This is a genomic window from Pseudomonas sp. TWI929, assembly GCF_039673335.1.
In the GTDB taxonomy this organism is placed as follows: domain Bacteria; phylum Pseudomonadota; class Gammaproteobacteria; order Pseudomonadales; family Pseudomonadaceae; genus Aquipseudomonas.
The window spans coordinates 42,809-62,519 of record NZ_JBDJLK010000029.1; the positions used below are offsets into that span (position 1 = coordinate 42,809).

Annotated in this window: 15 protein-coding genes; 9 read left to right on the forward strand and 6 right to left on the reverse strand. The window is 62.8% G+C overall.

Annotation, left to right across the window (positions count from 1 at the left end; translation table 11 throughout):
* Positions 1-147 precede the first annotated feature (147 nt).
* The 3 genes from zwf to ABE456_RS14240 are packed head-to-tail and all read left to right on the forward strand — an operon-like array spanning position 148 to position 3,015.
* A complete protein-coding gene (gene zwf / locus ABE456_RS14230) occupies positions 148-1,617 on the forward strand; it encodes a glucose-6-phosphate dehydrogenase (RefSeq protein WP_346644480.1) in 1,470 nt (489 codons plus the stop codon).
* Positions 1,604-2,317, forward strand: coding sequence for a 6-phosphogluconolactonase (gene pgl, locus ABE456_RS14235; protein ID WP_346644481.1), 714 nt, complete (start codon positions 1,604-1,606; stop codon positions 2,315-2,317). The genes zwf and pgl overlap by 14 nt, the downstream gene beginning before the upstream one ends.
* A 17-nt stretch (positions 2,318-2,334) precedes the next feature.
* Positions 2,335-3,015 carry a bifunctional 4-hydroxy-2-oxoglutarate aldolase/2-dehydro-3-deoxy-phosphogluconate aldolase gene (locus tag ABE456_RS14240; RefSeq protein ID WP_346644482.1) on the forward strand — a complete coding sequence of 227 codons (681 nt, stop codon included), beginning with the start codon at positions 2,335-2,337 and terminating at the stop codon, positions 3,013-3,015.
* A 156-nt stretch (positions 3,016-3,171) separates the two neighbouring features.
* Here the strand turns inward: ABE456_RS14240 and leuA are convergent, their stop codons facing one another.
* The 4 genes from leuA to ABE456_RS14260 all read right to left on the reverse strand — a co-directional run bounded on the left by leuA (position 3,172) and on the right by ABE456_RS14260 (position 8,480).
* On the reverse strand, positions 3,172-4,845 hold the full coding sequence (gene leuA / locus ABE456_RS14245) for a 2-isopropylmalate synthase (protein ID WP_346644483.1): 1,674 nt from the start codon (positions 4,843-4,845) through the stop codon (positions 3,172-3,174).
* Positions 4,846-5,288: 443 nt separating this feature from the next.
* The gene (locus tag ABE456_RS14250) at positions 5,289-6,116 is read right to left on the reverse strand and encodes a peptidoglycan DD-metalloendopeptidase family protein (protein ID WP_346644484.1); all 828 of its coding nucleotides are present in this window, start codon (positions 6,114-6,116) and stop codon (positions 5,289-5,291) included.
* Between the two features lie 3 nt (positions 6,117-6,119).
* Entirely contained in the window at positions 6,120-7,499 is a 1,380-nt protein-coding gene (gene xseA, locus ABE456_RS14255; protein ID WP_346644485.1) for an exodeoxyribonuclease VII large subunit, read from the reverse strand.
* Positions 7,500-7,601: 102 nt separating this feature from the next.
* Positions 7,602-8,480, reverse strand: coding sequence for a LysR substrate-binding domain-containing protein (locus ABE456_RS14260; RefSeq protein WP_346644486.1), 879 nt, complete (start codon positions 8,478-8,480; stop codon positions 7,602-7,604).
* A 97-nt stretch (positions 8,481-8,577) separates the two neighbouring features.
* On the opposite strand from ABE456_RS14260, the gene ABE456_RS14265 reads away from it, so the two are divergent.
* From ABE456_RS14265 to guaA, 4 genes are all read left to right on the forward strand, one after another.
* A complete protein-coding gene (locus ABE456_RS14265; protein ID WP_346644487.1) occupies positions 8,578-9,333 on the forward strand; it encodes a sulfite exporter TauE/SafE family protein in 756 nt (251 codons plus the stop codon).
* Between the two features lie 47 nt (positions 9,334-9,380).
* The gene (locus ABE456_RS14270; RefSeq protein WP_346644488.1) at positions 9,381-9,938 is read left to right on the forward strand and encodes a sugar ABC transporter ATPase; all 558 of its coding nucleotides are present in this window, start codon (positions 9,381-9,383) and stop codon (positions 9,936-9,938) included.
* An 86-nt stretch (positions 9,939-10,024) separates the two neighbouring features.
* Positions 10,025-11,494: an IMP dehydrogenase gene (guaB, locus tag ABE456_RS14275; RefSeq protein ID WP_346644489.1), complete on the forward strand. Its 1,470-nt coding sequence runs from the start codon at positions 10,025-10,027 to the stop codon at positions 11,492-11,494.
* 78 nt (positions 11,495-11,572) lie between these two features.
* Positions 11,573-13,150 (forward strand): glutamine-hydrolyzing GMP synthase, encoded by a 1,578-nt coding sequence (gene guaA / locus ABE456_RS14280; RefSeq protein ID WP_079229545.1) that lies wholly within the window; start codon positions 11,573-11,575, stop codon positions 13,148-13,150.
* Between the two features lie 99 nt (positions 13,151-13,249).
* On the opposite strand, the gene ABE456_RS14285 is transcribed toward guaA, so the two are convergent.
* A complete protein-coding gene (locus ABE456_RS14285) occupies positions 13,250-15,934 on the reverse strand; it encodes a membrane-targeted effector domain-containing toxin (protein ID WP_346644490.1) in 2,685 nt (894 codons plus the stop codon).
* A 194-nt stretch (positions 15,935-16,128) separates the two neighbouring features.
* On the opposite strand from ABE456_RS14285, the gene ABE456_RS14290 reads away from it, so the two are divergent.
* Complete coding sequence (locus ABE456_RS14290; protein ID WP_346644491.1) at positions 16,129-17,511, forward strand: multicopper oxidase family protein; 1,383 nt, start codon at positions 16,129-16,131, stop codon at positions 17,509-17,511.
* Positions 17,511-17,990 (forward strand): tRNA adenosine(34) deaminase TadA, encoded by a 480-nt coding sequence (gene tadA / locus ABE456_RS14295; RefSeq protein ID WP_346644492.1) that lies wholly within the window; start codon positions 17,511-17,513, stop codon positions 17,988-17,990. Before ABE456_RS14290 ends, tadA begins: the two co-directional genes overlap by 1 nt.
* 111 nt (positions 17,991-18,101) lie before the next feature.
* Here the strand turns inward: tadA and mltF are convergent, their stop codons facing one another.
* Entirely contained in the window at positions 18,102-19,559 is a 1,458-nt protein-coding gene (gene mltF, locus ABE456_RS14300; RefSeq protein ID WP_346644494.1) for a membrane-bound lytic murein transglycosylase MltF, read from the reverse strand.
* Positions 19,560-19,711 lie beyond the last annotated feature (152 nt).

A 19,711-nucleotide genomic window follows, 5' to 3' on the forward strand; every position in this document is an offset into this window, starting at 1 on the left:
ACGGTCGTCTATCGTACTGTCGGTGCGGTTGACGTACCACTTGTCTGTAACACTTGTGTGTAATGTTGTGGTTTTTACTACATTATCCCTTGAAAACCGTATGTGAAAGCGGTATTCCTAGACCAACTTTAGGAAAGAACCAACATCATGGCTGCGATCAGTGTCGAACCTTGCACCTTTGCCCTGTTTGGCGCCCTTGGCGACCTGGCATTGCGCAAGCTGTTTCCCGCGCTCTACCAGCTCGACCGGGCCAACCTGTTGCACCCGGACACCCGCCTGCTGGCGCTGGCCCGCGAGGCCGGCAGCGCGCAGGAGCACCTGAACAGCATCGAAGCCCACCTGCGCCGGCATGTGCCCGAGGGCGATATCGAGCCCGCTGCACTGGGCCGTTTCCTCGGTCGGTTGAACTACCAGCACCTGGACTTCCTGCAGCCCGAGGGGTACCAGGCCCTGGCCGAGCAGTTGCCAGGTGAGCTGCCGTTGATCGCCTACTTCGCCACGGCGGCGGCAGTGTATGGGGCCATCTGCGAAAACCTCGACAAGGCCGGGCTGGCCTCGCGCACCCGGGTGGTGCTGGAAAAGCCCATTGGCCACGACCTGGAGTCGTCGCGCCGGGTCAATGATGCCGTGGCGCGGTTCTTCCCCGAAAACCGGGTCTACCGCATCGACCATTACCTGGGCAAGGAGACGGTGCAAAACCTGATTGCCTTGCGGTTCGCCAACAGCCTGTTCGAAACCCAGTGGAACCAGAATTCCATTTCCCATGTGGAGATCACCGTCGCCGAAAAAGTCGGTATCGAAGGCCGTTGGGGCTATTTCGACAAAGCCGGCCAACTGCGCGACATGATCCAGAACCACCTGCTGCAGCTGCTGTGCCTGATCGCCATGGACCCGCCCAGCGAACTGTCCGCCGATGCGATACGCGACGAGAAAGTGAAGGTGCTCAAGGCCTTGGCACCGATCACTGGCGAAGGCCTGAGCACCCGTGTGGTGCGCGGCCAGTACATCGCCGGCTACAGCGAAGGCAAGCCGGTGCCTGGCTACCTTGAAGAGGACAACGCCAACGCCCAGAGCGATACCGAAACCTTCGTCGCCCTGCGTGCCGACATTCGCAACTGGCGCTGGTCGGGCGTGCCGTTCTACCTGCGTACCGGCAAGCGCATGCCGCAGAAGCTGTCGCAGATCGTCATTCACTTCAAGGAAACGCCGCACTACATCTTCGCCCCGGAACAGCGTTTGCAGATCGGTAACAAGCTGATCATCCGCTTGCAACCGGACGAGGGCATTTCTTTACGGGTGATGACCAAAGAGCAGGGTCTGGACAAGGGCATGCAATTGCGCAGCGGCCCGTTGCAGCTGAATTTTTCCGATACCTGGCGCAGCGCGCGGATTCCCGATGCCTACGAGCGGCTGTTGCTCGAGGTGATGCGTGGCAACCAGAACCTGTTCGTGCGCAAGGATGAAATCGAATATGCCTGGAAGTGGTGCGACCAGTTGATTGCCGGCTGGCGTAACGCGGGCGATGCGCCCAGGCCTTACGCGGCGGGCTCCTGGGGGCCGATGAGCTCGATTGCACTGATCACACGTGATGGGAGGGCGTGGTATGGGGATATCTGAACTGAAACTGCCAGCGGCGGTGAAGGTACACGCGCTGGCAGATGCCAAGGCGCTGGCCGCCACTCAAGCCCAGGACGTGGCCGAACGCCTGCGTGCGGCGATTGCTGCCAAGGGCCAGGCCTGCCTGGTGTTGTCCGGTGGTCGCAGCCCGGTGCCGTTTCTGGAAAAACTCGCCAGCGAGCACCTGGACTGGGCCAAGGTCACGGTCAGCCTGGCCGATGAACGCTGGGTGCCGGTTGAACACGCCGACAGCAACGCCGGCCTGTTGGCCCGTCACCTGCTGAAGGGCGAGGCGGCCCAGGCGCGCTTCGTTGGCCTGTACCAGCAGGCGGAAAACCTTGATGCCGCTGCGCTCAAGGCCGACCAGGCCCTCGCTGCGCTGCCGCCAATCGACGTGCTGGTGCTGGGCATGGGGGACGATGGCCATACCGCTTCGCTGTTCCCCGCCAGCCCGAACCTGGAAGCAGGCCTGGACCTGGCCAACCCGCGCCGCTGCCTGCCGTTGCTGGCGCCAAGCGTGCCGCACCAGCGCCTGTCGCTGACCCGCTCGCTGTTGGCCAGTGCCACCTTCATTGCCCTGTCTGTGCAAGGCCAGGGCAAACTCGCTACCCTGCGCGCCGCGCTGGCTGGCAACGACCTTACTGAAATGCCTATTCGCGCTTTTCTTCACGACCCCCTGGACATCTACTGGTGCCCATGAGCCAAGGATCCTCTGTCATGACCACCCTCGAACGCCCACAGCCCCAGCTCTCGATGGCTGACAAAGCCGCACGGATCGATGCCATCTGCGAAAAGGCGCGCATCCTGCCTGTGATCACCATCGCCCGTGAGGAAGACATCCTGCCGCTGGCTGATGCCCTGGCTGCCGGCGGCATCCGTACCCTGGAAGTGACCCTGCGCTCGCAGCACGGCCTGAAAGCCATCCAGGTGCTGCGTGAACAGCGCCCGGAACTGTGTGTTGGTGCCGGTACCGTGCTTGATCGCGGCATGTTTGCTGCCGTTGAAGCTGCGGGCGCGCAATTCGTCGTTACCCCGGGCATTACCCAGGACATTCTCGAAGCCGGGGTAGACAGCGAGATCCCGCTGCTGCCGGGCATCAGCACACCGTCTGAAATCATGATGGGCTACGCCCTGGGCTACCGCCGCTTCAAGCTGTTCCCGGCAGAGATCAGCGGTGGTGTGGCAGCGATCAAGGCCTTTGCCGGCCCGTTCGGCGATATTCGCTTCTGCCCTACCGGTGGGGTGAACCCGGCCAACGTGCGCAATTACATGGCCTTGCCCAATGTGATGTGTGTGGGGGGCACCTGGATGCTCGACAGCAGCTGGATCAAGAATGGCGATTGGGCGCGGATCGAAGCGTGCAGTGCCGAGGCGATGGCGCTGCTGGACGCCAACTGAATTTGTTGTGTGCTTTACGGCTTGTGGGGCGCTTGGTCGGCGCCCCTTTTTTTGCCTGAAATTCTTGCAGCGCCTGTTCTGGCGCTATCGCCGGCACAGGCCAACAAAAAAGCCCGCATCAAACGATGCGGGCTTTCTCATTCACGGCGGTAAGGCTCAGGCCGCCTTGGCTTCCTGCTGGCTCAGCGAGCGGTTCAGCGCGCTGAACAGGGCCTTGAAGCTGGCTGTGGTGATGTTTTCATCGATACCCACACCATGTACCGGGCGGCCACCGGCCACGCGCAGTTCGATGTAGGCCGCAGCCTTGGCGTTGGTACCGGCGCCAATGGCGTGCTCGTTGTAGTCCATGATCTCCACGGCAATCGGCAGGCCGGCTACCAGTGCTTCCAGCGCGCCGTTGCCCTTGCCGCGCCAGTGCAGGGTGGTTTCGCCTTCACCGGCAACTTCCACTTCCACAGCGCTGTGGCCGTTTTCTTCCTGCAGGCGGTGGCTGACCAGCGCATACGGCGCGTTGGCCTGGAGGTATTCCTTGTGCAGCAGGCTGTAGATCTGCTGGGCGGTCATTTCCAGGCCCAGGCGGTCGGTTTCACCCTGTACTACCTGGCTGAACTCGATCTGCATGCGGCGTGGCAGGCTGATGCCGTATTCCTGCTCGAGCAGGTAGGTGATGCCGCCTTTGCCCGACTGGCTGTTGACGCGGATCACCGCCTCGTAGCTGCGGCCGATGTCGGCCGGGTCGATCGGCAGGTATGGCACTTCCCACAGTTCGCCTTCCTGCTGCTTGGCGAAGCCCTTGCGGATGGCGTCCTGGTGCGAGCCGGAGAACGCGGTGTGGACCAGGTCGCCCACGTACGGGTGACGTGGGTGCACCGGCAGCTGGTTGCACTCTTCGACCACCTTGCGCACGCCGTCGATGTCGGAGAAGTCCAGCAGCGGGTCGATGCCTTGGGTGTAGAGGTTCAGCGCCAGGGTCACCAGGTCGACGTTGCCGGTACGCTCGCCGTTGCCGAACAGGCAGCCTTCGGCACGGTCGGCACCCGCCATCAGGCCCAGTTCGGTGGCAGCGATGCCGGTGCCGCGGTCGTTGTGGCAGTGCAGGCTGATGATCACGCTGTCGCGACGGCTGACGTTGCGGCAGAACCACTCGATCTGGTCGGCATAGATGTTCGCCGTGGACACTTCCACGGTGGCCGGCAGGTTGAGGATGATCTTGTGCTCAGGCGTCGGGTTCCACACCTCGATGACCGCGTCGCAGACTTCCTTGGCGAACTCCATCTCGGTGGCGCTGAAGGTTTCAGGCGAGTACTGGAAGGTCCACTGGGTTTCCGGCTGCTGGGCGGCATACTTGACGAACAGCTTGGCCGCGCTTACCGCGATGTCCTTCACGCCCTGCTTGTCCTGGTTGAAGACGATGCGGCGGAACGACGGGCTGGTGGCGTTGTACAGGTGGACAATGGCCTTCTTCGCGCCGCGCAGCGACTCGAAGGTACGGGCGATCAGGTCTTCACGGGCCTGGGTGAGCACCTGGATGGTGGTGTCGTCAGGGATGTGGCCTTCTTCGATCAGCATGCGCACGAAGTCGAAGTCGGTTTGCGAGGCAGACGGGAACGACGCTTCGATTTCCTTCACGCCAACCTGCACCAGGGTCTTCCAGAAGCGCAGTTTCTTCTCCGAATCCATCGGCTCGATCAGCGACTGGTTGCCATCACGCAGGTCGGAGCTGCACCAGATTGGCGCGGCGGTGATGGTCTTTGACGGCCAGGTACGGTCAGGCAGGTCGATGGTCGGGAAAGCGCGGTACTTCTTCGAAGGGTCTTTGAGCATGGTCATGGAAGCAATCCTTTTGTGTGCGGCCGAGATCGGGCCTGCCGAGCAATAACGAGATGAAGAGGCGAGGCGACGCGATTCAGCCTGGTAGTCGGGCGCTGACCAGGCAGAGGCTGCGATGTTGTCGGAGCAGGATGAGGGTGCTGAAGGTTTTCATGCCTTCAAACTTAACCAGTGGGGTGGGGGATGGCAAGCGTTCGGGAAAATTTGAGAGGAATGCTTAAAAAAAGCCAATAGGCGAGATTTTATGGCTTGATTCTTCTGGGTGCTTCTTTATTTTTGCGCGGTATTTTTCGATGGCGCAACACAGTGACATTGATGTTGGCTGTGCTGGCCTCTTCGCGGGTAAACCCGCTCCTACAGGGGGCGCGCCGCACCTGAAGGCTGTGCTGTCCTTTGTAGGAGCGGGTTTACCCGCGAAGAGGCCAGCACAAGCAATACAAATCTCAGGGCTGGAATGCCCCAATGAAAATCGCCGGATCAACCCGCGCATCATTCAGGCTGACGTTCCAGTGCATGTGCGGCCCGGTAGCCCGCCCGGTCGAGCCCACGCGCCCGACCACCTCGCCGCGACGCAACTGTTGCCCCACCTGCACATCGATCTTCGACATGTGGCAGAACATGCTGATAAAGCCCTGGCCATGGTCGACGAACACCGTGCGGCCATTGAAGAAGTAATCCCCCACCAGGATCACCTTGCCGTTGGCCGGGGTCTTGATCGGCGTGCCGGCCGGCACTGCGAAGTCCAACCCGGCATGCGGGTTGCGTTGTTCGCCATTGAAGAAGCGGCGCACGCCGAACTTGCTCGACAGCGGGCCGCTTACCGGCTTGTCGAGGATCAGGTTGCTCGGCAGGCTCGGGCTGAAGCTGCGGTAGGCCTTGATCTGCTCGGCCAGTTCACGGTCGATACGCTTGAGGTCGGCCGGGTTCGGGTTGACCTGGCGGGTGTTCTTCAGGGTGATGCGCTGCTCGGGGTACTTTTTGCTCCCGACGCTGAACGGCAGGGTACGCCCGCCCTGGTTCAGCACGGCGGTGCCGGGCTTCTGGGTTAGCGGGATGCCGACGATGGCCAGCCAGTTGTCCTGCTCTTTCACCACCAGCACCGGCTTGCCGTCGAAGTGGGCGCTGGGCGCGTTGGCACCGGGGCCGAGGTCGACCACCGCCACGCCGCCGGGCACCGGCTTGTTCAGTGTGCGGGTGATGTAGCTGGCCTGGGCGCCGCCGGCCAGCAGCAGAAGGGAAAGGGCAAGCAGGGGCGCGAGCAGGCGGGGCATGTGTCAGTCCAGTAGTGAGAGGGTGACCGGGGTCAGGTGGTTGTCTTCGACGCGCACCCGCAACTCGCCTTCGTTCAGGCGTGCAGTCAGGCGCTGGCCATTGCGGGTCTGTTCGGCACTGCGGATGGCCTGGCCCTGCTCATCGAGCAGGATGCTGTAGCCGCGGGCGAGGGTGGCCAGCGGGCTGACCACTTGCAGCGTTTGCAGTTGCGCCTGGAAGCGCTGACGACGGTCCTTGAGCACCTCGCGCATGGCCCGAGGCAGGCGCTCGGCCAGGCTGTCCAGGCGCTGGCCCAGCAGTTTCAGGTTGCGCCCCGGGTGCTGCGCGGCCAGGCGGGTGTCCAGGCGTGCCAGGCGCTCGCGGCGTTGGTTGAGGTTGAGCATGAACGCGCGACGCAGGCGCATGTCCAGGTCGTCCAGGCGCTGGGCCTGCTGGCGCAGACGCTCGCCCGGGTGGCGTAGGCGCCGGGTCAGCGACTCCAGGCGCAGGCGGTCGTGGGTCAGGCGGTTTTGCATGCGCAGCAGCAGGCGCCGCTGCAGGCCGTCCAGACGCTGCTGCAGGCCGCTGTTGTCGGGGGCCAGCAGTTCGGCGGCGGCAGACGGCGTGGGGGCGCGTACGTCGGCAACGAAGTCGCTGATCGACACATCGGTTTCATGGCCGACGGCGCTGACAATCGGCGTGACGCAGGCCGCCACGGCGCGCGCCACCGCTTCTTCATTGAAGCACCACAGGTCTTCCAGCGAGCCGCCACCACGCGCCAGGATCAGCGCATCGAAACCGAGGCTGTCGGCCAGGCGGATGGCCCGCACGATCTGCGCGATGGCTTCTCGGCCCTGCACCGCAGTGGGGATCAGGTTCAGCTCCACCTGCGGGGCACGGCGGCCGAATACGCTAATGATGTCGCGGATCACCGCGCCGGTGGGCGAGGTGATGACGCCAATGCGCTGCGGGTGGGCGGGCAGCGGCTTCTTGCGTTCGGCGCTGAACAGCCCCTCGGCACCGAGCTTTTCCTTCAGCGCCTCGAAGGCCAGGCGCAGCGCGCCATCACCGGCCGGTTCGACGGTGTCGAGTATCAGCTGGTAATCGCCACGCCCCTCGAACAGCGAAACCTTGCCCCGCACCCGCACCGCCAGGCCATCGCGCAGGGCCTGGCGCACCCGCGTGGCGTTCTGCCGGAACAGCGCACAACGCACCTGGGCGCCGCTGTCCTTGAGGGTGAAATACATGTGGCCGGACGCGGGGCGGGCGAGGTTGGAAATTTCGCCTTCCACCCACACGCTGCGGAACACGTCTTCCAGCAGCACGCGCGCGCGGCCGTTGAGTTGGCTGACGGTAAGGACCTCGCGGTCCAGGCCGAGTCGTTCGAAGGGGTCTTTGATCATGGCCGGCATCATAAAGGACATCGGCCCCGGTTGTCTGTCCCGGCCCTGTCGCGGTCATTGTGGGAGCGGGTTCACCCGCGAACACCGGCATAGCCGGTGCCATCAATATTGCATCGCCATCACGAACTGCCGCACCAACTGCCCCGCATCCCGTCGGCAAGCCAGCGCCACGGTACTCTCACAGCCCCCCTCCAGCGCCACGAATCTGACCGAAGCCGGGGCAATTTCACGCATGCACGCCGGCAGCAGCGCCACCCCGAACCCCGCTTGAATCAGCTGCAACTGCGTAGTCTTGCGCGACAGCACCTGCGCCGCCTGCGGGAAAAAGCCCGCCGCCATGCACAACGAGGCCGACAGGTAACTCAGCCCGCCGCGGTCCCGGTGCGGAATGGAAATAAAGCGCTCTTCACGCAACTGCTCAAGCTTCACCTGCGCAGCGTCAGCCAGCGGATGCCCAGCGGCAACCGCCAGCAACAACGGTTCGCTGAACAATTCATGCAGCACCACGCCTTCATGCTGGCGCAACACCGGCAAACGCAGCAGGCCGATATCCAGGCGCCCCGCAGCAATATCCTCCAGCTGCGCTTCCGACGACTGCTGGGCAATCTCCAGCGCAACCCCAGGGTTATCGCGCAAGTAGCCGCCCAGGCGAGCCAGCAGTGGGCCGGTCAGTGGCACGGTACTGGAGTGGTTCAGGCGCAGGCTGCCCTGCAACCCTTCGCCAATATCGCGGGTAACCCGCTCCGCTTGCGCCAGGTCAGCCAGCAAGCGCCGCGCCCGCTCCAGGAAGGCCTGCCCGGCCAGCGTCAGGCGTGGCAGGCGCGCGGTACGCTCGAACAGCGGTGTGCCCAACTGTTGCTCCAGCTCCTTGATCTGCCGGCTCAGCGCCGATTGGGCTATATAGAGTCGCTCGGCGGCGCCGCTGAAGCTGCCGCACTCGGCGATTTCCACGAAGTAACGCAACTGGCGGATCGACGTCATGTCATGCCTTTTCGAGATGGCTTTGGCGATAAAGGCATATTAGTCGGCATGGCTCGCTGCTGGCTAACCTTTGCCTGTCTTCCCAGGAACTGCTGCCATGCTCGCCCAACTGTCGTTTTCCGGCCTTGACTGGCTGCCCATCCTGCTCGGTGTCGGGGTTGCCTACATCGTCTTCGGCATCGCCGGTTTTGGTACTGCGCTGGTGGCTGGCCCGGTATTGATCCACTTCATGCCGCTGTCACGGATCATTCCGCTGCTGGTGTTGCTCGACTTCGTCGCGGCTTTCGGCAACCTGCTGCCATCGCGCCGCGATGTGGTGCGCAGTGAGTTGCTGCGGCTACTGCCGTTCATGGCCATAGGCTGCACGTTGGGTGTGGTGTTCCTGCTGCAGTTGAAGTCCGATTTGTTATTGCTGTTGATGGGTGTGTTTGTCACGGCCTATGCGCTGTACGGCCTGGCGGTGAAGGTGCGGCCGGCGAACCTGTCCGGTTTCTGGGCGGTGCCGATGGGCACGGCAGGCGGGCTGTTCGGCGCGTTGTTCGGCAGTGGTGGCTTCCTTTATGCGCTTTACCTGAGTGCACGGCTGCAGGTGAAGGAACAAGTGCGCGCCACCCAGAGCGCCCTGATCAGTTGCAGCACGGTGGTGCGCCTGTCGCTGTTCCTGATCGCCGGCGTGTATGCCGACCAAAGCCTGCTATTGCTTGCCGCCTGCCTGCTCCCCGTCATGTTCATCGGCCTCTGGGTAGGGCGCCGGCTGACCCATCGGCTGTCCCGCGAAGCCTTCGTGCGCCTGGTCACCTGGCTGGTACTGGCCAGCGGCCTGGCGCTCATCGGTCGCTACCTCAGCGCCTGAGCGGTAGAATTGCACCATTACCGCAGTTTTGCAGGCTAGTCCCGTTCATGAACACCCAGAGCATCATCGTTCCCAAGCTGTCTACCGTGCCGGTGCACGAAGCCCGCGCCCGCGCCATCCTGCGCTGGCTGGTGCGCGAAAAGGTCGTCGAGGAACAGCTGACCACCTGTGGCCGCACGGGTAACCGCATGGGCCATGCCCTGGCCGCCGGCGCACGCAAAGTGGCCCTGCACCCGGAGAAGTTGCCGTTCGGCGAACAGGCCAATGGCCTGGAAGTGATGCTCAAGCGCTGCATCTACACCCCCACCGACGGCTTCCTCGAGGAGGCCGGTTGCCCGGAGTGCCGGCGCGAGGTGGGCGAGCCGCTGTTCGAAAGCCTGGAAGAGTGGATGCCGGCGGTGAGCGACAACTTCACCTGCCCGCTGTGCGGCTTCGAAGATGACATCAATGGCTTCATTTACCTGCAGCCATGTGCCTTTTCCAACCTGGGGTTCATCTTCAACAACTGGGGCGAGGCCGGGTTCACCCAGGCCTTTCTCGACAGCTTCGCCGACTGGCTCGACCAGCCGGTGGCCGTGGTGCAGGTAAAACTGCCACAAGGCTGACCGAAGGCCCTTATTTTGCATTGAGCGGCGCGCCGTGCATGAGTATAATGGCGCGCTTCCATTTTTCCCGCCCGGGAGCCCCCGCGATGCTGCGTATCAGCCAAGAAGCCCTGACCTTCGACGATATCCTCCTTGTACCTGGCTATTCCGAGGTACTGCCTAATGAAGTCAGTCTCAAGACCCGTTTGACCCGTGGCATCGAGCTGAACATTCCGCTGGTTTCCGCCGCCATGGATACCGTGACCGAAGCGCGTCTGGCCATTGCCATGGCCCAGGAAGGCGGCATCGGCATCATCCACAAGAACATGACCATCGAGCAGCAGGCCGGCGAAGTCCGCAAGGTCAAGAAGTTCGAGGCTGGCGTGGTCAAGGACCCGATCACCATCGACGCCGACGCCACCGTGCGCGACCTGTTCGAGCTGACCCGCCTGAACAACATCTCCGGCGTTCCGGTACTGGCCAACGGCGACCTGGTCGGCATCGTCACCTCCCGTGACGTGCGTTTCGAAAACCGTCTGGAAGCCAAAGTCCGCGACGTGATGACGCCGAAAGAGCGCCTGGTCACCGTGCGTGAAGGCGCCAACAAGAACGAAGTCCGCGAGCTGCTGCACAAGCACCGCCTGGAAAAAGTCCTGATCGTTGACGACAAGTTCAACCTCAAGGGCATGATGACCGTCAAGGACATCGAAAAGGCCAAGGCCTACCCGCTGGCCAGCAAGGACGACCAGGGTCGCCTGCGCGTTGGCGCCGCGGTCGGCACCGGCAAGGACACCGGCGAGCGCGTTGCCGCCCTGGTTGCCGCCGGCGTTGACGTGGTGGTGGTCGACACCGCTCACGGTCACTCCAAAGGCGTGATCGACCGCGTTCGCTGGGTGAAAGAAACCTACCCACAAGTGCAGGTGATCGGCGGCAACATCGCCACCGGCGCTGCCGCCAAGGCCCTGGCCGAAGCTGGCGCTGATGCCGTCAAGGTCGGTATCGGCCCAGGCTCGATCTGCACCACCCGTATCGTAGCTGGCGTTGGCGTACCGCAAATCAGCGCCATCGCCAACGTTGCCGCTGCACTGGAAGGCACTGGCGTGCCACTGATCGCCGACGGCGGTATCCGCTTCTCCGGTGACCTGTCCAAGGCCATCGTAGCCGGTGCCTCCTGCGTGATGATGGGTTCGATGTTCGCCGGTACCGAAGAGGCCCCGGGTGAAGTCGAGCTGTTCCAGGGCCGTTCCTACAAGGCCTACCGCGGCATGGGTTCGCTGGGTGCCATGGCACAGGCTCAAGGCTCGTCCGACCGTTACTTCCAGGACTCCTCGGCCGGCGCCGAGAAGCTGGTACCGGAAGGCATCGAAGGCCGTGTTCCTTACAAAGGCGCCCTGGCCGCGATCATCCACCAGCTGATGGGCGGCCTGCGTTCGTCCATGGGCTACACCGGCAGCGCAACCATCGAAGAGATGCGCACCAAGCCGGAGTTCGTACGCATCACTGGCGCCGGCATGGCCGAGTCCCACGTGCATGACGTGCAGATCACCAAAGAAGCCCCTAACTACCGCGTAGGCTGAGGCTTCCAGCAACATTAGCAAGCGGGGCTGTCATGACAGCCCCGCGTCGTTTCCGATTTCCACTGACGAGATTGAGTCATGGCCCTCGACATTCACGCTCACCGCATCCTGATCCTCGATTTCGGTTCCCAGTACACCCAGCTGATCGCTCGCCGCGTGCGCGAAATCGGCGTGTACTGCGAACTGCACCCGTTCGACATGGACGATGAAGCGATCCGCGAATTCAACCCGCGCGGCATCATCCTCGCCGGCGGCCCCGAGTCGGTCCACGAAGCCAACAGCCCACGCGCCCCGCAGGCCGTGTTCGACCTGAACGTACCGGTGCTGGGCATCTGCTACGGCATGCAGACCATGGCTGAGCAGATGGGCGGCAAGGTCGAAGGTTCCGACCTGCGCGAGTTCGGTTATGCCCGCGTAGACGTAGTTGGCAAGAGCCGCCTGCTCGACGGCATCGAAGACCACGTTGATGACGACGGCGTACTGGGCCTGGACGTGTGGATGAGCCACGGCGACAAGGTTACCCAGATGCCGGGCAACTTCCACGTACTGGCCAGCACCCCAAGCTGCCCGATCGCCGGCATGTTCGACGACAGCCGCGGCTACTACGGCGTGCAGTTCCACCCGGAAGTGACCCACACCAAGCAGGGCGGTCGTATCCTGTCCCGCTTCGTGCAGGACATCTGCGGTTGTGAAGCCCTGTGGACTCCGTCCAACATCGTCGAAGACGCCATCGCCCAGGTGCGTGAGCAAGTGGGTTCGGCCAACGTCCTGCTGGGCCTGTCCGGCGGCGTCGACAGCTCGGTGGTTGCCGCGCTGCTGCACCGCGCCATCGGCGACCAGCTGACCTGCGTATTCGTCGACAACGGCCTGCTGCGCCTGCACGAAGGCGACCAGGTGATGGCCATGTTCAAAGAGAACATGGGCGTCAAGGTGATCCGCGCCGACGCTGAAAAGCAGTTCCTCGACAACCTGGAAGGCGAAGCCGACCCGGAGAAGAAGCGCAAGATCATCGGCCGCACCTTCATCGACATCTTCGATGCCGAAGCCAGCAAGCTGGACAACATCCAGTTCCTTGCCCAGGGCACCATCTACCCGGACGTGATCGAGTCGGCTGGCGCCAAGAGCGGCAAGGCCCACGTGATCAAGTCGCACCACAACGTCGGTGGCCTGCCAGAGGAAATGAACCTCAAGCTGGTCGAGCCGCTGCGTGAGCTGTTCAAGGACGAAGTGCGCAAGATCGGCCTGGAGCTGGGCCTGCCGTACGACATGGTCTACCGCCACCCGTTCCCGGGCCCAGGCCTGGGCGTGCGTATCCTCGGTGAAGTGAAGAAGGAATACGCCGACATCCTGCGTCGTGCCGACCACATCTTCATCGAAGAACTGCGCAAGGCCGACTGGTACCACAAGACCAGCCAGGCATTCGTGGTGTTCCAGCCGGTCAAGTCGGTTGGCGTTGTCGGCGACGGCCGTCGCTACGCCTGGGTCGTGGCCCTGCGTGCCGTCGAGACCGTGGACTTCATGACCGCGCGTTGGGCACACCTGCCGTACGAGCTGCTGGAAACCGTCAGCGGCCGTATCATCAACGAAATCGACGGCATCTCCCGCGTCACCTACGACGTGTCGAGCAAGCCGCCGGCCACGATCGAGTGGGAATGAGTTGAGCCACAAGGGCGCCGCAAGGCGCCCTTGTCGTCTCTGGCATGGCCAGTGCACCGCGCAGTCTTCTGAGGTCGGCTGTGGCAGGTTCTATCCGGCTCAAGTACGTGCTGGCGGCACCGACAACAGCAGATCACTGCGCGCAAGCTCTCCGTCTACCTCAAGGCCTGGATCGACGCCGATACTCAAGGCATCGCGAGGGGCGCCGCTCTCGACGCGCAGGCCGATGCAACCCTGCAATTCACTCACGCCAGGCACGTGCTCGAAGGTATTGGCGTGTGTGTTGCCCATCAGCGCCACCCATTTCGATGGGCCGCGTTGGGCTTGGTCGGCCGTCATGATCCGATGGGCCGTGTAGTTCATCATGCGCTGGCGAGCAGCGTTGAAAGGCGCGCCCATCTCCCAGTTCATGCGGTAGCCGACCATGGTGTCGATGCCTTGCACCCGGATGTTCTGGGCATAGGCTTCGTACAGCACTCGCTTGAGGGTGTACCTGATCGTCCGGGAGGTCTCTCGCATCTGCACTTCTGCATCCCAGGCTTCGACATAGGTTTTCAGTTCGGCTGGCAGTACCCCGGTTCGATTGAACATGTCCATGTCGGCCTGCTGGTAGTCGATCATGAAGTGCTCCGAGTACAACACGTTCACGCCCTGGCGTTTGAGCTGCCGCATGTTCTGAGTCAGGAACTGTCTGGCGCACTCTTCGGTGTGGGACTCGCCGAGTACCAGTCCCTGGTTTTCTTCATACAGGCTGGCGATGATTTGCCGGGCATTGGCGCTGGGCGCGAAAGCCGGTAGCGCAGGACGTATTGGCAGTTGTACCTGATCGTAGAACGCCTCGACGTCACGGGTCATTTGCCAGAGCGCTCGGTGATACGCCTGGCTGGCTGAGCCGTTGAAGGGGTCTCGCATGGTGCCGTACGGGTCATCTCCTGTCAGTGCGAAGGGTCTGAGCTGCGAGCGCTCGGGTTCAGCCAGGGGGTAAAGCTCCAGCTCCAAGGGTGCCAGTGCCGGTCGAGGCTGCAGACGCCCCCATGCCTTGAGCAGGAACCTGGGAGTGCCACCTTTGAGTCCGAGAGGGGCAAGGGCTTTCCAGGAGCCGTCGGCATCCCGAACGATGGGCACACTTTGGCGGAAAGCGAAGGGGTTTTCGGGGGCGATGATGACCCAGGTCTTCAACTCGCCGGCATAGCGTACTTGGTAGGTCAGGTCGTCGACCATTGCGTAGTACTTGCCGTCCTGGGTGTAAATGCCCTCCAGCGTTTCGCGGCCGGCGGGGGCAGTGACGATATCGTTGCTTTGCAGTGCCTGAAGTTGACTGGTCAGTTCTCCAGGCTGAAAGGCCTTGGGTACCCAGGTGTCGATTTCCTCCTGGGTAGCAGGCTCGAGCTCCGCAGGCGGAACCGGTTCGACCGGTGCCTCCAGCGGTGGAACCGGTTCCGGGGATATTGCACCGGCGCCGCTGACGGCGGCTAATCCGAACTGCAAGGTGTCGATGATATCGAAGAAGGCATTTTCCACGGCGGCCTGGCGTTCAGCGCTATTGTGGCCGTTGAACGCCTCGTCGATATCCAGGGTGATCAGGGCAGCCCCGGCGCCCGCGCATGCCAGCGCTACCGGCGATGCCAGCGCCGTGAGCGGGCCAAAAACCTTCAAGCCGGCCCTCAGGTAGCCGCGTAGCATGTCCTTGCGTATATCCGCGTTGGAGTGCAATGCAAACTTGGCATCATCGGTCATTCGCTGCTGTACGGCCTGGCTCAGGTGGCTGAAGGCGTCGATGCGCAGCGGCGTGTCCGGTTTTTCGACGCCGCCGACCTCTGCGGCATCCCACTGTCGTCTCATGATGTCGAACAGGCCACCCAAGCCGATGGCTGCATAGTGGGAGAAGAAGTCCACTGTCTTATGGGCTGCACTGGGCTGATGCTCGGCAAGCGGAAAATGGCTCATCAGCCGTGCTTTTTGCAAAGGCTCGACGGTGTTTGCCAGGACCCAGGCGTGAAGCTCGCGATCGCTGGCGAACAGGTGAAATGCCTGTAATTGCCCCGGCACGTAAAGCAGTTGGTGGCCATCTGCAAAGACGATTCTCAGGATATCGCTGGAGATGCGCTCACCGATGCTGAACGCGTAGAGACTGACCCCGTGGGCTGGTAGTGTCGACTGGCGCAGATAGTGCAGGGTAACTGCGCCGTCGTGCTCACCGGCCAAGGCCTTGGCGGCTTGCTGGACGCGTGTGGCCAGCGCACCGTTGCCGGCGTGCTTGCAGGTTTGCAACGCCTCTGCGAGGAATGTGGCTTTCGCCATGGTGCGCAAGTCGTCGCCGTGCTTGGCGCAGAATTCGCTGGCGCGTAGCTCGAAGCGGCTACGGAAATCGATCTCCCAGAAGTAGTCGAGTGCATCTTTTGGCAACAGCCGTATTTCGTTGTGTTCGTCATAGACAGCTTCGCCAGGCCCCTTGGCGTAGAAGCCCGAATAGGTACTCAGCAAGTCGCTTGCACCTTGCTCGGCAGCGGTAAAGCGGTACATGACCAGTTGCACGAGCGTCATCGATTCGAAGGGAGGGGTGAAATGCTGCCAGCCAGTGAAGGTGCGCGGGCTGCTGGCGGCTTCATGGAAACGATGCAAGTAGACCTGGTCAGGTTCCAGTGTATCGAGCCTGTGACGGGCTAGCAGCGCCAGGGCGGCTTCACGTGCCATTTGCACCATATCGGGGCAAGCGATACTCAGCCCTGTGGCAATGCGTTTCAATGCAACCTGGTCTTGTTGTTGCTGTTCGGTAAGGGTCATGGTGTGTCTCGCGGGGCTTGATGATGCGCCAGCGTGATCTATACGCTCGACCGAGAGGCCATAAATATTGCTGTGAAACCCTGCGTCCAGCACACTTCACTTAATATTTCTCAATTGCAGGTGTATCGTATTCGCCCTTCATCGCCAGCCACTGCTGGCAGCTTGATTGCGCAGAACACGAGGTACCCGCACCGATGTCCTTCACCCGTCGACAAATGCTCAAAGGCCTGACTGGCCTGGTTGTGGTTGGCCTGGGCGCTGGTGGCGCGGCGCGCTACTGGCTGGGTAAGGTCGAAGATGACAATGCCGGGCATGACTACGAGCTGATCGCAGCGCCCCTGGACGTCGAGTTGGTACCGGGCTTCAAGACCGAGGCCTGGGCCTTCGGCCCTTCGGCGCCGGGCACTGAGCTGCGTGTGCGCCAGGGTACCTGGTTGCGGGTGCGCTTCATCAACCACCTGCCGGTGGAAACCACCATCCACTGGCATGGCATCCGCCTGCCGCTGGAAATGGACGGCGTGCCTTATGTGTCGCAATTGCCGGTCAAGCCAGGCGAGTATTTCGACTACAAGTTCCGCGTGCCGGATGCCGGCAGCTACTGGTACCACCCGCATGTCAGCAGCTCCGAGGAGCTGGGCCGTGGCCTGGTCGGCCCGCTGATCGTCGAGGAGCGCGAGCCAACCGGGTTCATGCACGAACGCACCTTGAGCCTGAAGAACTGGCACGTCGACGAGCAGGGCGCCTGGCTACCCTTCAGCATCCCGCGCGAGGCTGCGCGCAACGGCACCGCCGGGCGGCTGATCACCATCAATGGTCAAGCCGGCTCCGTTACCGAGCTGCCAGCCGGCCAGGTGGTACGGGTACGCTTGCTGAACCTGGACAACACCTGGACCTATCGCATCAACCTCAAGGGCAACTGCGAGGCGATGGTCTATGCCCTTGACGGTAACCCAGTTACCCCACGGCCGCTGGAGGACGACTACTGGCTCGGCCCTGGCATGCGCATCTGCCTGGCCATCCGTATTCCCCAGGCGGGTGAAGAGATTTCCCTGCGCGACGGTTTCGTACGCCTGGGCACCCTGCGTTCGGTGGCCAGCAACGAAGCACCGGGCGACTGGCCCAAGGCCCTGCCGGCAAACCCGATTGCCGAGCCAGACCTGGAGAATGCCGAAAAGCTCAACTTCAATTTCGAATGGGCGGCCAAGGTTTCGGTCACCACCGACCCGGACAAACCGTCGAGCATGTGGCAGATCAACGGCCAGGCCTGGGACATCACCGACAAGACCTGCGCCGACCGCCCCATCGCCACGTTGCAGAAGGGCAAGAGCTATATCTTCGAGCTGAAGAACATGACCCAGTACCAGCACCCGATCCACCTGCACGGCATGAGCTTCAAGGTGATCGCCTCAAACCGCCACGACATCAAGGAACCGTGGTTCACCGACACCTACCTGTTGGGCAAGAACGAGCGCGCCCAGGTGGCGCTGGTGGCGGATAACCCAGGTACCTGGATGTTCCACTGCCACGTCATCGACCACATGGAAACCGGCCTGATGGCCGCGATCGCGGTGGTCTGATGCGCCCGCAGATCATCGATCGCAGCCGCGATCAGGAATTCATGCGCCTGGCCCTGGCCCTGGCCGCTGAGGGTGCGGCCATGGGCGAAGTGCCGGTGGGTGCAGTGCTGGTTCAGCATGGCCAGGTGATCGGCCAAGGTTTCAACCGGCCGATCGTCGACAGTGACCCCAGCGCCCACGCCGAGATGGTCGCCATCCGCGCCGCGGCGAAATCCGCCAGCAACTACCGGCTGCCGGGCAGCACGCTGTACGTGACCCTGGAGCCGTGCAGCATGTGCGCGGGGCTGATCGTGCATTCGCGGGTGGCGAGGGTGGTATTCGGTGCGCTGGAGCCCAAGGCGGGGATCGTGCAGAGCCAGGGGCAGTTCTTTGGCCAGGGCTTTCTCAACCACCGGGTGATGGTGGAAGGCGGGGTGCTGGCGCCGGAGTGCGGGCAGATCCTAAGCGACTTTTTCAGGGCCCGCCGGGCCAAGGGTTAACCTGGTCTGGCCTCTTCGCGGGTGAACCCGCTCCCACAGGATAGGTGCAAACCTGCAGGGAGCTCAGTACCTGTGGGAGCGGGTTTCACCCGCGAAAGAGCCCCAGCAGGCTCACATCGGCGGTGACTGATCCGCCGGCTTGTCCTTGTTAACCCCAGGCACATGCAGGTTGCCTTCGGCCACCTGGCCTTCAAGCTGCGGCTGGGTCACCCAGGTGAGGATGTCGTAATAACGGCGGATGTTGGCCACGAAATGCACCGGCTCCCCACCACGGGCATAGCCGTACTTGGTCTGCCGATACCACTGCTTCTGCGACAGGCGCGGCAGCATCTTTTTCACGTCCAGCCACTTGTTCGGGTTGAGCTTTTCGCGCTTGGCCAGGGTGCGGGCATCTTCCAGGTGGCCACTGCCGACGTTATAGGCCGCCAGGGCGAACCAGGTGCGGTCCGGTTCCTGGATGCTGTCGTCGAGTTCTTCCTTGATCTTCATGAAGTACTTGGCGCCACCCTGGATGCTCTGCTTCGGGTCCAGGCGGTTGGATACGCCCATGGCCTGGGCGGTGCGCTGGGTCAGCATCATCAGGCCACGTACGCCTGTCTTGGAAGTGACCTCCGGCTGCCACATCGATTCCTGGTAGCCGATGGCGGCCAGCAGGCGCCAGTCTACCTGCTCGACCTTGGCGTAGCTCTTGAAGTGCTTCTCGTACTTGGGCAGGCGCTGCTGCAGGTGCTGGGCAAAGGTGTAGGCACCCACGTAGCCCAGTACGTCGACATGGCCGTAGTAGCGGTCTTTCAAGCGCTGCAGGGTGCCGTTCTTCTGCGCCTTGTCGAGGAATTCGTTGATCTCGTTGAGCAGGCTGTTGTCTTCGCCCGCCGCTACCGCCCAGCGCTGGTCGCGGGTGTCGCCCAGGTCAAAGGCAACCCGCACGTTAGGGAAGTACACCTGGTTCATGGCCAGCTCGTTGGAGTCGACCAGGGTCAGGTCGATCTGGCCTTCGTCGACCATGCGCAGCAGGTCGACCACCTCGACGGCGTCGGACTCTTCGTATTGCAGGCCCGGGTACTGTTTTTTCAGTTCGGCCAGCTGGTCGGCGTGGCTGCTGCCCTTGAGTACCATGATCTTCTTGCCGACCATGCCCTTGGCGTCGGTTGGGCGGGGGCGGCCGTTGCGGTAGATGACCTGTGGGGTAACTTCCAGGTACGGATGGGAGTATCTCACCTGGGCCTTGCGCCGCTCGCTGCTGACCAGGCCAGCGGCGGCCAGCACCGGGCCGGAAGGCTTGCCGAGCGAGTCGTACAGTTCGTCGAGGTTGTCGGCGGTCTCGATCTGCAGCTTCACGCCGAGATCTTCGGCGAAGTGCTGGACCAGTTCGTACTCAAAGCCGGTTTCGCCGTTGCGGTCCTGGAAATAGGTGGCCGGGCTGTTGCGGGTGATTACGCGCAGCACGCCATCCTCCTTCACGCGCTCAAGGGTGCTGGGTTTTTCAACGCAGGCACCGAGCAGCAGAAAGAGTCCGGTTGCGAGGAGCCATTTGGCGCAACGCTGGCGCAAAGCAGTGTGGGCGAACATAGGTTGCAGTATACGCAAAGGACTGGCCCTGCCATATCTCGACAACTGTTAGCTTGTCTGGTAGCGGGTTCTGTGCTTTACCGGCCCTATCGTCGGCAAGCCAGCTCCCACAGGTACACCACCGCCCTCAAGGCCTGCGTTGTACCTGTGGG

What these genes read in the sequence shown, in the direction of transcription:
- xseA (WP_346644485.1), bottom strand. Translation starts at nt 7,499, where the DNA reads ATGATCAAAGACCCCTTCGAACGACTCGGCCTGGACCGCGAGGTCCTT.
- ABE456_RS14260 (WP_346644486.1), bottom strand. Translation starts at nt 8,480, where the DNA reads ATGACGTCGATCCGCCAGTTGCGTTACTTCGTGGAAATCGCCGAGTGC.
- ABE456_RS14270 (WP_346644488.1), top strand. Translation starts at nt 9,381, where the DNA reads ATGAACACCCAGAGCATCATCGTTCCCAAGCTGTCTACCGTGCCGGTG.
- zwf (WP_346644480.1), top strand. Translation starts at nt 148, where the DNA reads ATGGCTGCGATCAGTGTCGAACCTTGCACCTTTGCCCTGTTTGGCGCC.
- pgl (WP_346644481.1), top strand. Translation starts at nt 1,604, where the DNA reads ATGGGGATATCTGAACTGAAACTGCCAGCGGCGGTGAAGGTACACGCG.
- ABE456_RS14290 (WP_346644491.1), top strand. Translation starts at nt 16,129, where the DNA reads ATGTCCTTCACCCGTCGACAAATGCTCAAAGGCCTGACTGGCCTGGTT.
- tadA (WP_346644492.1), top strand. Translation starts at nt 17,511, where the DNA reads ATGCGCCCGCAGATCATCGATCGCAGCCGCGATCAGGAATTCATGCGC.
- ABE456_RS14285 (WP_346644490.1), bottom strand. Translation starts at nt 15,934, where the DNA reads ATGACCCTTACCGAACAGCAACAACAAGACCAGGTTGCATTGAAACGC.
- guaB (WP_346644489.1), top strand. Translation starts at nt 10,025, where the DNA reads ATGCTGCGTATCAGCCAAGAAGCCCTGACCTTCGACGATATCCTCCTT.
- ABE456_RS14240 (WP_346644482.1), top strand. Translation starts at nt 2,335, where the DNA reads ATGACCACCCTCGAACGCCCACAGCCCCAGCTCTCGATGGCTGACAAA.
- guaA (WP_079229545.1), top strand. Translation starts at nt 11,573, where the DNA reads ATGGCCCTCGACATTCACGCTCACCGCATCCTGATCCTCGATTTCGGT.
- ABE456_RS14265 (WP_346644487.1), top strand. Translation starts at nt 8,578, where the DNA reads ATGCTCGCCCAACTGTCGTTTTCCGGCCTTGACTGGCTGCCCATCCTG.
- mltF (WP_346644494.1), bottom strand. Translation starts at nt 19,559, where the DNA reads ATGTTCGCCCACACTGCTTTGCGCCAGCGTTGCGCCAAATGGCTCCTC.
- ABE456_RS14250 (WP_346644484.1), bottom strand. Translation starts at nt 6,116, where the DNA reads ATGCCCCGCCTGCTCGCGCCCCTGCTTGCCCTTTCCCTTCTGCTGCTG.
- leuA (WP_346644483.1), bottom strand. Translation starts at nt 4,845, where the DNA reads ATGACCATGCTCAAAGACCCTTCGAAGAAGTACCGCGCTTTCCCGACC.